General features: G+C 46.9%; 13 protein-coding genes. 5 read left to right on the plus strand and 8 right to left on the minus strand.

Translation table 11 applies throughout. The features are described 5' to 3' along the window. Window positions 1-17: 17 nt before the first annotated feature. From B4F99_RS03260 to B4F99_RS03270, 3 genes are all read right to left on the minus strand, one after another. Window positions 18-1,574: an ABC-F family ATP-binding cassette domain-containing protein gene (locus B4F99_RS03260; protein WP_023469741.1), complete on the minus strand. Its 1,557-nt coding sequence runs from the start codon at window positions 1,572-1,574 to the stop codon at window positions 18-20. A gap of 31 nt (window positions 1,575-1,605) precedes the next feature. Continuing rightward, a complete protein-coding gene (locus B4F99_RS03265) occupies window positions 1,606-1,779 on the minus strand; it encodes a hypothetical protein (protein ID WP_023469740.1) in 174 nt (57 codons plus the stop codon). Window positions 1,780-1,865: 86 nt separating this feature from the next. Further along, on the minus strand, window positions 1,866-2,309 hold the full coding sequence (locus tag B4F99_RS03270) for a hypothetical protein (RefSeq protein WP_214856696.1): 444 nt from the start codon (window positions 2,307-2,309) through the stop codon (window positions 1,866-1,868). Between the two features lie 147 nt (window positions 2,310-2,456). On the opposite strand from B4F99_RS03270, the gene B4F99_RS03275 reads away from it, so the two are divergent. The 4 genes from B4F99_RS03275 to B4F99_RS03290 all read left to right on the plus strand — a co-directional run bounded on the left by B4F99_RS03275 (window position 2,457) and on the right by B4F99_RS03290 (window position 6,371). Then, window positions 2,457-2,786: a hypothetical protein gene (locus B4F99_RS03275; RefSeq protein ID WP_035395686.1), complete on the plus strand. Its 330-nt coding sequence runs from the start codon at window positions 2,457-2,459 to the stop codon at window positions 2,784-2,786. Continuing rightward, window positions 2,783-4,006 (plus strand): glutathionylspermidine synthase family protein, encoded by a 1,224-nt coding sequence (locus B4F99_RS03280; RefSeq protein WP_290755334.1) that lies wholly within the window; start codon window positions 2,783-2,785, stop codon window positions 4,004-4,006. Before B4F99_RS03275 ends, B4F99_RS03280 begins: the two co-directional genes overlap by 4 nt. Continuing rightward, entirely contained in the window at window positions 4,003-4,638 is a 636-nt protein-coding gene (locus tag B4F99_RS03285) for a hypothetical protein (protein WP_058704374.1), read from the plus strand. Before B4F99_RS03280 ends, B4F99_RS03285 begins: the two co-directional genes overlap by 4 nt. A gap of 239 nt (window positions 4,639-4,877) precedes the next feature. Beyond that, window positions 4,878-6,371 carry a peptide MFS transporter gene (locus B4F99_RS03290; protein WP_290755337.1) on the plus strand — a complete coding sequence of 498 codons (1,494 nt, stop codon included), beginning with the start codon at window positions 4,878-4,880 and terminating at the stop codon, window positions 6,369-6,371. A 44-nt stretch (window positions 6,372-6,415) separates the two neighbouring features. On the opposite strand, the gene B4F99_RS03295 is transcribed toward B4F99_RS03290, so the two are convergent. After that, the gene (locus B4F99_RS03295) at window positions 6,416-7,687 is read right to left on the minus strand and encodes a purine/pyrimidine permease (protein WP_023469734.1); all 1,272 of its coding nucleotides are present in this window, start codon (window positions 7,685-7,687) and stop codon (window positions 6,416-6,418) included. A gap of 158 nt (window positions 7,688-7,845) precedes the next feature. Between B4F99_RS03295 and B4F99_RS03300 the strand changes: the two genes are divergently transcribed. Continuing rightward, window positions 7,846-8,541 (plus strand): alpha/beta hydrolase, encoded by a 696-nt coding sequence (locus B4F99_RS03300; protein ID WP_290755339.1) that lies wholly within the window; start codon window positions 7,846-7,848, stop codon window positions 8,539-8,541. 87 nt (window positions 8,542-8,628) lie between these two features. Here the strand turns inward: B4F99_RS03300 and B4F99_RS03305 are convergent, their stop codons facing one another. From B4F99_RS03305 to B4F99_RS03320, 4 genes are all read right to left on the minus strand, one after another. Further along, window positions 8,629-9,564 carry a carbohydrate kinase family protein gene (locus B4F99_RS03305; RefSeq protein ID WP_214856693.1) on the minus strand — a complete coding sequence of 312 codons (936 nt, stop codon included), beginning with the start codon at window positions 9,562-9,564 and terminating at the stop codon, window positions 8,629-8,631. Further along, window positions 9,551-10,408 (minus strand): PRD domain-containing protein, encoded by an 858-nt coding sequence (locus tag B4F99_RS03310; protein WP_047390781.1) that lies wholly within the window; start codon window positions 10,406-10,408, stop codon window positions 9,551-9,553. Before B4F99_RS03310 ends, B4F99_RS03305 begins: the two co-directional genes overlap by 14 nt. 111 nt (window positions 10,409-10,519) lie before the next feature. Further along, entirely contained in the window at window positions 10,520-11,932 is a 1,413-nt protein-coding gene (locus B4F99_RS03315; protein ID WP_290755341.1) for a sucrose-specific PTS transporter subunit IIBC, read from the minus strand. Between the two features lie 169 nt (window positions 11,933-12,101). Continuing rightward, complete coding sequence (locus B4F99_RS03320) at window positions 12,102-12,905, minus strand: endonuclease/exonuclease/phosphatase family protein (protein ID WP_214856691.1); 804 nt, start codon at window positions 12,903-12,905, stop codon at window positions 12,102-12,104. Between the last annotated feature and the right edge of the window lie 80 nt (window positions 12,906-12,985).

A 12,985-nucleotide genomic window follows, 5' to 3' on the forward strand; every position in this document is an offset into this window, starting at 1 on the left:
CTTTTGTAAAGCATGGCTTAGAATACTTTTGTCGTCCATGATTCACAGTTCCATAAGTCTGTTGCAACAGCTTCATAGAATTCTGGTTCGTGTGAGATTAAGAGGACGGTTCCTTTATACTCTTGTAACGCACGTTTTAATTCTTCTTTGGCTTCGACGTCCAAGTGGTTCGTCGGCTCATCGAGTACGAGGATGTTCGATTCCGTATTCATCAATTTACAAAGACGGACTTTCGCTTTTTCCCCACCGCTGAGCACTTCGATTTTCGATTCGATGTGTTTCGTCATCAAACCACACTTCGCGAGCATGGCACGGACTTGTTGTTGTGTCAGAGACGGGAACGTATTCCAAATCTCTTCGATACATGTATTCGAGTTCTTCTCTTTGACTTCTTGTTCGAAGTACCCGATATGCAAGTTCTCGCCTCGCTCAACGACACCCGAGACAGCTGGAATTTCACCGAGCAAACTCTTGAGCAACGTCGATTTCCCGATTCCGTTCGCACCGTGCAACGCAATCTTCTGCCCACGTTCGATCGTCAGATCAAGAGGGCGCGAAAGTGGCTCATCGTATCCGATGACGAGACCTTTTGCTTCGAACATCAATTTACTTGGTGTCCGTGCTTGGAGGAAGTGGAACTCTGGTTTTGGACGCTCTTGCGCAAGTTCGATGACATCCATCTTATCGAGCTTCTTCTGACGTGACATCGCCATGTTCCGTGTCGAGACACGTGCCTTGTTCCGAGCAACGAAGTCCTTCAACTCAGAGATTTCCTGCTGTTGACGCTTGAACGCAGACTCGAGTTGCTTTTTCTTCGCTTCATGGATCGTAACGAAGTTGTCGTAATCACCGACATAACGATTCAATTCTTGATTTTCCATATGATAAATCAAGTTGATGACGCTATTGAGGAATGGAATGTCGTGCGAAATCAAGATGAACGCATTCTCATATTCATTCAAGTAGCGTTTCAACCATTCGATATGCTGGACATCGAGATAGTTGGTCGGCTCATCAAGTAAGAGAATGTCTGGTTTTTCAAGAAGGAGTTTGGCGAGCAGGATTTTCGTCCGCTGTCCACCACTGAGCTCTTGTACATCCCGGTCGAGTCCGATTTCATCAAGACCAAGACCGCGCGCGATTTCTTCGACTTTTGCATCGATCGTATAGAAGTCGTTATTCGTCAGAATGTCCTGCAAGACGCCGACTTCTTCGAGCATCTTTTCAAGTTCTTCTGGCTCGACTTCGCCCATTTTACCGTACAAATCATTGATTTCCTGTTCGATGTCGAACATGTACTGGAATGCACCTTTAAGTGCATCGCGGATGGTTAATCCTTTTTCAAGGACAGCGTGCTGGTCTAAATAGCCGACGCGCACATGCTTCGCCCATTCGACTTTTCCTTCATCTGGCTCAAGTTGCGACGTAATGATGTTCATGAACGTCGATTTTCCTTCACCGTTCGCACCGACGAGACCGATGTGCTCGCCTTTTAACAGGCGGAAGGAGACATTTTCGAAAATGGCGCGGTCACCGAATCCGTGACTTAAGTTAGATACCGTTAAAATACTCATAATTACTCCTTATTTCATGAATTCCTGTGACTTAGACGCCTGTCCGTTTTTTCTGGTTGTTTGCTTTTTTCGTCTGTTGGCTCGTCAATTGTTTCGTTTGTGTTCCTTGTAAGCCAGTCGGACGTTTTGTTTGCGCTTGTTTTTTTGCTTTCAAGCGTTCGATCATTGCCTCTTGCAACGATAGTTTTTTTGGTTGTTCACTCATGTTCGTTCACCTCGATTGATTCGTTCTTACTTTCTAGTATGCCAAAAAAAACGTCTCTTGGAAATGAAGAGACCTGATTTTACATCTCAAAGTGTATCGGCGAGATAGACGACGTAACAATTCCGGTCGATATCGATTTCACAACTGTCACGCTCAAAAATACCGTGGCCTTCGACTTCGATCTTGTCTTTGATCAAAAAACGCATCGCTTGGATGTGATTCGGAACCGTTGATGTCTTTAGGAGCGGTTGAGCGCTGTCGGACAAATACTGTCTGAACTCGATATGAATTTGGTGCGGTGGATAAACGCGTTCTTCTGTCGCACGCGGTGATGCCTTGATATGATCGACGATCAATTGATCGTAATCACCTGCCATCTCATTGGAACGAAGCTCGTATTGATGTCCTTCGATGATATGGAATTCACAGAGTTGGTGGGCGATGATCTCTTCCGGTTCGATCGCATAGCGATCATATTGATAGATCGGCTGGAATTCACCATTTTCTTCAACATAGTAGGCAAGTGACATGCGTAAATCCTCCTTTTCATTCTATAGATACTATTACCACCTTCAAGGAAAAAAAGTTCCGGCAGAACAAAGAAACTTTTCTCTCCAAAAAAGCGTATACTATCCATAAAGAGAGTAAAAGGAAAGGGGACTGAGACGGTGAATTGGATGAAACAAGCGACACTAGCTGCAACACTGTTGATCGGAACGACACTGAGTGGGTGTGGATCGGATGATGCACGAGCGGAACGACCAGATGATCCGGATTGTGATGACTATGAGTATGATAACGATGAAGGTGTCTGGTACTGTGATGATAGTTCGTCGACTCATTCAGGCTACTATTACTGGGGTGGTAGTTATTTCGCTTCACGTGCCTTGATGCATAGTGCGATGCGAACAAAAGGGTATACGCCGAAATCAAAAGAAGTAAAGAGTTATAACACGAAGACAAAGGGATTCGGAACAGGCTCATCTTCCGGCTTTTTCGGCGGATGAGTAGACGACAAACCTTTTACGGAGACATCGATCGTTTTTGGGATGTGCTAGACGGGGAACCGTACGCTGTGACGGAAATCATGCCCATCTCGGAAGAACGAATCGACCAACTGCATATCGCGGCGCAAGAAGTTTACAAGATATTTGAAAAAGTACTTCCGATTCTTCGATCGATGGATGATGAGGCACTGCTAGAGCTTGGCTTCCCGTCTGAGAGTCTCGCTTTTTTACGACTCGAGACGATGCGACCGTTGACCGTCATCGGACGCTTTGATTTCATTGCGACGGCAGATCGTATCTCACTCATGGAATGGAACGCGGATACGCCGACTTTCATTAAAGAAGTATTTGAAGTCAATGATGTCGTAGCGGAAAAACAAGGTTTTGAACGGGTCAACGATGGGGAAAACAAATGGCTGAAGGCAACTGTCTGTCGTGCGATCGAAGCCGCGATACATCGGACGAAACAGCATCCGCATGTCGTCTTCACCTCACATGGTGACCACATCGAGGATCGATTGACGGCTGAGTATTTGCAGTCGTTTTGGAGTGATGCGACCTATTGTCCACTTCATGCATTAGAGATTCGTCCGGAAGAAGGTCTGTACGATGAGGCTGGTAAAAGAATCGATATCTTATATCGTCAAACCTTTCCGATCGAGATGGCCTTACTTGACCGGGATGAGGACGGAAGAAATTTAGGACAATTACTCCTGCAACTCGTCGAGACGGGTCGACTCGAAATCATCAACCCGCCGTCTGCCTTTTTAATGCAAGCTAAGTCGGTTCTTGCATTGATCTGGATGTTGCATGAAGCCAATCATCCGTACTTGAGCGAAACGGACCACATGACGATTGCGCGTTATTTTTTACCGACGTACTTATCCGCTGATCCATTCATTTCAAGCCAGCGATCATTCGTTAAAAAACCGATTTTCGGGCGTGAGGGAGATACCGTGACGGTCCATGATGGACACGGACATATCATGTTAAAGAACGAACAGCATACGTTTCGTGATCAACCGGCTGTTTATCAAGCGTATCAAGAACTACCGACGTACTCACTTCAGGAAGAGGGAGAAGTCGCGTATATGTATGGTGTCTTTATTTTAGGAGGAAGACCAAGTGCGATTGGTGTACGTGCCGGAGAACGGATCACTGGAAACCGTTCCTATTTCGTACCAATTGGTCGACAGCATGAAGGAGGGAGAAACGTATGAGAGCAGCAATTTTAGGAGCATCTGGTCTAGTCGGACAAGAACTCGTGGATCGTTTGTTGGCAGAAGATGCATATAGCGAGGTACATGTTCTCGTTCGCCGCCCGATGCGCCGTTTTCATCCGAAACTTGAAGAATGGGTGATTGATTTTGATCGTGTGACAGAAATCGAATTACCTGTCGTCGACCATGTCTATTGTGCACTGGGCACGACGATCAAACAAGCAGGATCGCAAGAGGCATTTCGTTTGGTTGACTACACATATCCGATTGAACTTGGCCGTGAATTGTTAGACCTCGGGGCGACACGATTTGCCTTAATTTCGGCGCTCGGTGCCCATCCGAATGCCAAAACCTTCTATAATCGTGTAAAAGGGGACACGGAAAACGGATTACGTGTACTGGGGTATGACGCGTTATTGATTTTTAGACCATCCTTGTTATTAGGGGATCGAGATGAATTCCGCTTAGGCGAACAAGCGGCTGCGAAAATTTCGACGGTTTTACGCCCCTTGTTGAAGCGGAGCGCCATTGCTCCAATCGAAGCTGGTCAAGTCGCTGCGGCGATGATACGTGAAACATTACATGCACCGCCTGGAATTACAATCATCGAATCGAAACAGATGCAATCCTGAGCAGTCGAGTAGTCGACTGCTCTTTTTGTTATTCTTGTAACGTAAATAATATTTGACTCGTCAAATGATTTGCGGTTGAATGGTAAAGTGCTGTCTCATATATAAAAAAAGAAGTGAGACAATTCAGGCAAAACAGTGTATTCGTATCCTATCTGTTTCGTCACGCTTATCGTTTGGGGAAAGCGGGAAAAGATGATGGATTATGCACTTATTTAGGATTGATGAAAGGAGCCGATCATATGGCAGAGTTTGATCGCGATCAGGTCTACAAGACCGTTCCGCAAAAAGGATTCTTCGGGAATCCGAAAGGGTTGTTCACCCTCTTCTTCACTGAGTTTTGGGAGCGTTTCTCCTACTATGGCATGCGTGCCATCCTTATCTTCTACATGTACGATTCAGTTGCCAACGGTGGTCTAGGTATCGATAAGACGACAGCTGCGTCAATCATGGCCGTTTATGGTTCGCTCGTCTACATGTCAGGGATCATTGGGGGATGGGTAGCTGACCGTTTACTCGGTACGTCACGGACCGTCTTCTATGGTGGTATCTTGATCATGTTAGGACATATCGTCCTTGCTTTACCAGCAGGCATTACAGCCCTCTTCATCTCGATGGGACTCATCGTCATCGGTACTGGTTTCTTGAAACCGAACGTATCGAATATCGTCGGTGATTTGTACAGCAAGACGGATAACCGCCGCGATGCTGGTTTTAGTATCTTCTACATGGGGATCAACGCTGGGGCATTCCTCTCACCACTCGTCGTTGGTGAAGTGGCTGACCGTGGTGGATATCACGCTGGTTTCGCACTCGCTGCCATCGGGATGTTCGCAGGACTTGTCGTCTTCGTCTTGACGAAAAAGAAAAACCTTGGTCAAGCGGGTACGTACGTCTTGAACCCATTAAAAGGGGACGAGAAAAAACGCTTCATCACGATCGCATCAATCGTTGTTGTCGTCGTTGCGGTACTCGGTGTCGTTGCATCGATGACAGGACTGTTGACGATTTCTCGTTTTACTCTAATGGTCACGATTCTCGGGATCTTGATTCCGATCGCTTACTTCACAGTCATGCTTCGTAGTCCAAAGATCACGGATGATGAGCGCTCACGTTTGATTGCGTATATTCCGTTGTTCATCGCAGCAGCGATTTTCTGGGCAATCCAAGAACAAGGTTCATATGTCCTCTCCATCTTCGCAAGTGAACGGACGAACCTTTCATTCTTAGGATTTGAGATTCAACCGGCATTCTTCCAATCGTTGAATCCGCTCTTCATCATCGTGTTAGCACCTGTTTTTGCGAGCTTCTGGGTCAAACTCGGTGACCGTCAACCAACGACGATGCAAAAGTTCTCGTTTGGTCTTCTGATCGCTGGACTTTCGTTCATCGTCATGACACTACCAGGTATCCTGTTCGGTGTGGAGACGTCAGTTAGTCCACTCTGGCTTGCACTGAGCTTCTTCCTCGTCGTCATCGGTGAGCTCTTCTTGTCACCAGTCGGTCTATCGGCAACAACAAAACTGGCGCCGGCTGCCTTCTCAGCGCAAACGATGAGTCTGTGGTTCTTGACGAACGCAACGGGTCAAGCGGTCAACGCACAAATCGTTAAATACTACACGAATGACACGGAGATTTTGTACTTCGGTATCACGGGTATCGTTGCCGTCATCTTCGGATTACTTTTGTTCGCTTTCGCACCAAAACTTCAAAAATACATGCGCGGTATTCGCTGATGCATGAAAAAAGACGCTTTCTCGATCGAGAAAGCGTCTTTTTATTAATCATTCGTCCGGATATGGCGTAACCCTTCTGCGAGCAAGGCGACCAATGTTCCGAGGACGAGACCGTTTGACATCAGGGTCGTCACGAGTGGCGGTAAATCGGCCGTTGCTCCTTTCGGTAGTAACAACGCACCGATGCCGACGAGGACCGGGAGACCGACCGTGATCATCGCCGTTTGACGATTCAAGTCGCGGGCTGCTTCCGTGACGCCGATGATCGCCATCCCGGCAACGATCGGTGCGACCATCGCATAACCGACAGCGACGGGGATTTTAGCGATCAATCCGACGAATGGTGTCACGATACTGAGGAAGAGACACGTGATGTTCGCATAGACGAACGCTTTGCGGTCCGTGTTATCTGTTGAAGCAATGAACCCAGCCGTTCCGGAAATGGCGACAGGCCCCACCGTACCGAACAGACCAGCGAAGAGTTGTCCGATACCAGCCGTGATACCAGCTGTTCCGACTTGTCCTTTGACGGTTTCACCACGCTTGGCACTGATGATCCGTTCGATGACCTTGATGTTCGCTAAGACGTTCGTCATTAACAACAACGAGATGATGAGAGCTGTCGGTAATAAGCTCCAGTCGACATGAATACCGCCGAACGGTAATAAACTCGGTAAAGTGAACAGTGGACCATCGAAACTTGGCATCTCGGCACGACCGATCAATGCAAACATGCTCCAACCGACGAGTAGCGTGATTAATAAAGCGTACTGGCGTAAGCGATCACTTCGTTCTAAATAAAGCGAGATCAAGACCGTCAGAATCGAGATGACGGCAGGTAATACTTGAATTCGTCCATCCTCGATATTGAGCAATCCTTTCATGACGGATCCGGACAGTTGTGCCGACAGCAGTAGCATGTAGACACCGATGACTTGCGGTGTAAAAAGAGGGACTAAGCGCCGTAAGACACCCGTCATCGTCAAGACGATACAGATGATACCGCTGAGTAGGAGTAAGAATCCAAGCGACTGTAAAGTGTTTGAATAACTGCCGTACAATGTGACACCAATCGACGAATAAAGGGCAAATACACCCCACCAAATTCCAGCAGGACCTTCCATGATTGGTAGACGGTGTCCGAGCAGGACTTGAAAGAGACTTAAGATGGCAAATACGAATAGACAACGAGATAAGAAGGAAAGCGTCTCGGCACCCGAGAGTTCAAACGATGCTGCGATGGCAAGGGGCGGGGCAATGTTAGTACAGATGATGAATAAAAACCATTGAATCGTAGACACAAGGGTACGCGGCAAAACGTGAATCTCCTTTCGAAAAAACAATATTGGTTTCATCTTAAACCAATTCATGAAAAAGAGATAGGGATGCTTACAATGACTGAAAATTCTAATATTTGTTTTCATATGTGATTTAACACATAATATGGGGTATAACGGTAACGGGAGGGAATGAGATGAAAAAATGGAGTATAAGAATCATTGGAACGATTGCTGCGCTGTTGGCACTGCTCGTATTTGCCTTCATGATTTGGGCACAATTCGACTATGATGCTTCTACGCAAGCGAAGTCTTACGTGGAGACAGATACACCCCGTGAACTGACATTTGGAAAGAAGACGAGTGATGTCGGATTCATCTTTTATCAAGGGGCAAAAGTCGATGCAGCGGCCTACAGTTATTACGGTAAGCAACTAGCGAAAGACGGGCACTTCGTCGTCATCCCGAAGCTACCGTTTCGGATTGCGTTGCTTGACTCAAACGAAGGACTCGATATCATCGAGGAATATCCGCAAATCAAAAAATGGTATCTGATCGGGCATTCGCTCGGTGGAAGCGCAGCTTCCACGATCGTTGAACAACATCCAAAAATTAAGGGGATCGTTTTCCTCGCGTCCTATCCGATTGATTCGATTGATGTGCCCTCGTTGACGATTTATGGTGGACGAGATGGTGTCTTACCAGTCGCTGATATCGAAAAAAGTAAACAGGACGTTCGAAAAGATGCGGTATTCCATGAAATCAAGCAAGGGAACCATGCGAACTTTGGTATGTACGGTCGACAAAAAGGGGACAATAGCAGCCCGTTAACGTCAAAAGAACAACAGGATGAGTCATTAGATGAAATCAAACGATTTATCGATACACCTTAATCGATTCATCAATCAAACGAAAAGGATGGAGAGATTTCGGCATTGAGTCCGGAATCTCTCCATCCTTATTTTTACTGAGTCATCGATTCAACTCAAGCGATGAGCGACTTCGTCGAGCGTTGGCAGAGCAGCCATCGCGCCTTTGACGGAAGCAGCAAGTCCGCCTGAAATCGCAGCGAATCGACCGATGTCGTGAAGTTCATCTTCAGACCAATCAAATGAAAAATCGCGTAACGCACACTGGTAGAGTAAACCGGACATGAAGGCATCTCCAGCTCCTGTCGTATCGATTGCGTCGACCGTAATCGCATCGATGACAGCCATCGCACGATCCGTATAGAGAATCGATCCTTCACTTCCTCGCGTGATGGCAAGAAGACGAATCGGATATTCAGCTAACAATTCAGCAGCCCCGTCATCAAGATTCGTTTGTCCAGTTAGAAACGTCAATTCTTCCTCAGCAAGTTTGACGATTTGTGCATCCGGTAGGACAGACCGAATCGTCGTCCGTGCTTCGTCAAGATTCGGCCATAACGACTCTCGTAAGTTCGGATCGTAAGAAACCGGTACTTGGTGTGCTTTTGCACGTGCGATGGCTTTTCGTGTCGCGTTGACGGATTCTCCAGTGATTAAAGAGATCGAACCGATGTGTAATAAATCGACGGATGTGAAATCCTCCGGGACATGTGTTTCGTGGAATTGCATATCAGCGCGTTCCGCATTGATGAACTCAAATGACCGCTCGCCATCCTGCCCATTCGTGACGAGGACAAGACCTGTCTTTTGTGTTGAATCATGGACGAGATGATCGGTACGAACACCATAATGATGTAACGTATCTTTCAAGAAGTGCCCCATCGAATCATCACCGACAGCTCCAAGAAAATAACTATCAGCGCCTAATCGAGCGAGTCCGACAGAGACATTGGCAGGAGCACCCCCAGGATTTTTTTGAAACGTCATGTTTTCAGCATCAAGAGGAATCAAATCAATCAATGCTTCCCCCAAACTAAAGATTTTCATACGTAGAACTCCTTTCAAGATCCGGACGAATCCGTTCGATGTGTAAAGCCATATAGCCGATTTCTGATTCAGGTACACGTGTATCGAGTTCGACAGTCAGCCAATTGCCCATTTGACTCGCACAGGCATAAGCCTCGGCATAACGTGTTTTGACGGCAGATAAAATCACATCATCCATGTCGTGTAAGGTTTCTCCTTGTTCAATTCGGGCGAGGACCAATTTCATATGCGTGAAGAAACGATAATACGTCATCGATGAGGTCTCGATCGTTTGTCCAAAAAAGACTTCAATCTGTTCGCGCAGTTCATTGAGTAACGTCACCGTCTGCAAAGCAGTTGCCATGTTCGGATGAGTCTGGCGTGCATTATATAAGTGAAGCGCGATGTTCGCTGCTTCTTCTTTAGGGAGGGTGACCTGTAACGCGCGTTCGATTTCAAGGACTGCCCATTCTCCGATCGCATACTCCGGTCCATATAAAAGACGAATCTCTTCCGCTAGTCGATTATGCACGACGAGTTGTTCACGTGCTAGCCGTACGGCATGAGCGAGGTGATCCGTCAGACTGACATGAATATAGTCATGAAACGGCGTCTGAAGTTCACCTTCTGCATGCGAGATGATGCGTTCGGATAAGTCGATGATCTCAAGTGGTGTCGTCGTCAGAATCTCTTTGAACTGTTCCGCATTTTCAAACGAAGGGATGAACATTTTTTCGATCTTCGTCGCTTGGATCGGATCTTTTTTCTTTTTTCCAAAGGCGATACCGGGTCCCATGACGATGCGTTCTTGTCCATTTTCTTTAACGACAACTGCATTGTTGTTGAGGATTTTATGAATAATCAGCCTGACGTCCTCCTTTCCAGTCTTTTCTTTATTATAAAGCGAACGTAGACGCTTTGCGAACCGACAAATGCGACCACCGAGTCAGTGGACCCGGTTTGGTCGCATGAAGGATTAAGCAGCAATGTCTGTTTCTTTTTGTTTGCGTGAATCAAGACGCATCAAAACGACAGTCGAAACAAAAGCAGTGACGACCGCAATCACGAATCCAACGAGGTAGTTGATCAAATTCGTTGCACCGAGCGGGGCGACGATCGCGATCATCGGGATTCCAGTTAGTCCGTAGGCGTTCGCCGCGACTTGCGTCAAGACGACATAACCGCCACCAATCGCACCACCGATTGCACCGCCGATGAATGGTTTTCCAAGACGTAAGTTGACGCCGTAGATGACAGGTTCCGTGATACCGAGAAAGGCTGAGAACGCAGACGGTAGGGCAAGTGCTTTGAGTTTGACGTTCTTTGTCAAGAAGTAGACGGCAAGTCCGGCACCGCCTTGAGCGACGTTCGCCATCGACCAGATCGGTAAAAGGAAGTTCTTTCCGATACTTTTATCGGCAAGTAACCCTGCTTCGATTGCATGGAAACTGTGATGCATCCCAGTGATGACAATCGTCGAGTAAAGTCCACCAAAGAGGAGACCAGCGACGACTGAGAACTGTTCGTAGAAGAAGACGAGTACGAATGAGATTCCTTTCCCGAGCAACGTTCCGATTGGACCGATGACGATCAACGCCAGGAAACCAGTGACGAGGACCGTAACGAATGGTGTGACGAGTAAGTCGAGCGTCTCGGGTGTTCGTTTCCGGACTTGTTGTTCAATCTTTGCCATGACCCAGACAGTTAAGAGAACCGGGAAGACCGTTCCTTGGTATCCGATTAACTCGATGTTCATTCCGAGGAATTTCATGACTTCAGGATCACTGTTCCCAAGTGTCCATGGATTCAAGAGGGACGGGTGTGTCATGATTCCCCCGATGACGGCACCGAGATACGGATTTGCACCGAATTCACGAGCTGCCGAGAAACCGATCAGAATCGGTAAGATGATGAAGGCTGAAGACGAGAACATATCAAGTAGTTGAACGATCGGCGAATCGCCCTCGACCCAACCGAATGCCTTGATCATGCCGAGTAATCCCATCAAGAGACCAGCTGCGACGATTGCCGGAATGAGTGGAACGAAGACGTTCGAGAGCGAACGGGCAAGACGGGCGAACGGGTTTAATTTTTGCGATGCGGCCTTTTTAACGTCGAGTGGCTCTTCTCCATCGACTTTCACACCAGCGAGTGGTGCAAACGCAGCGAATACCTTGTTGACGGTACCGGTCCCGAAGATGATTTGATATTGACCAGAGCTCGAGAAGGCGCCACTTACACCATCCAAATCTTCAAGTGCTGCTTGATCAACCTTTGATTCGTCATGCAAGACAAGGCGTAAGCGTGTCGCACAGTGAGCGGCAGTGATGATGTTCTCACGTCCGCCGACGAGTTCGAGCACACGTTTAGCAGTTTGTTGATAATCCATCGGAAAAGTCCTCCTTTTTCATGAAACGTGCTGAATGAGACAAAAAAAGGCAAGACCGAACAACACCTCTCCTAACGAGGTGTCATTTCGGTCTTGCCAGCCGTACTGTCACAATCCGCACTATTGATTTGATTTCATCTTAAAGGAGAAAAGAAAGCGTTGTCAATACTTAATATTCATTTTTTTGAATCTGAATATCGACCTCAACCCCGTAGTGATCGGAAACGACGGGACCGTGAATCCCATCAAACACGACACCGACGCGTTCAACGTCAATTTTCCGATTCGATAAGACGAGATCAATCCGCAATCCTTGTTGATTGTCTTCCCATCCATCGATGTTGCCATTGATCGTCTCAATTCCGACCGTTTCCTTAGCTAGTAGGAAGACGTCGTGCAATCCTCGTTGCATCATAAAGTCATAACCTGTATTTCGTTCTAAGGCATCGTTGTTGAAATCACCGAGGAAGAATGTCCATTCGAGTGGGTCCATCCGAGCCATCAAATGATTGAATTGTTCCTGGAACGGTTCGACTTCATCTGCCCACCAGCCAAGATGGCATGTATTGAACGTAATCGGTGTACCGTCGACTTGGATCGTCGCGCGGACGATTTTTCGCGATTTCCAATCGAATGTATCTTGACTGCGGCTGACATAATAACTGTCCGATTTTAAGATTGGATGTTTCGTCAAAAGAGCGAGTCCTTCTTCATACTTATCATAGCCGATATGAGCAAAATCCCAGACGAGGGAGTAGGTTTGACCTTGTTCTTTTAGCGCTTGCTGGATCAAATAGGCAAAGTTATCGTTGCGCACATCGTCATAGACGATCGGTGTGTCCATCAATTGACTCACTTCTTGTAGTGCGATGACATCATAATCTTGAGCGAGAATTTGTTGAACGATCTGGTTTAATTTTTCGAGTGGCTGTTCTTCCTGCCATGAATGACAGTTTAGTGTGAGTAGACGCATGAGTGGTCCTCCTGATTTTTCAAATAAGAAAGGTGAAACTCTTATAAAAGAGCTTCACCTTTAGGTAGTTCCCTAATCTC

Source organism: Exiguobacterium sp. UBA3491, assembly GCF_002377745.1.
Taxonomy (GTDB): domain Bacteria; phylum Bacillota; class Bacilli; order Exiguobacteriales; family Exiguobacteriaceae; genus Exiguobacterium_A.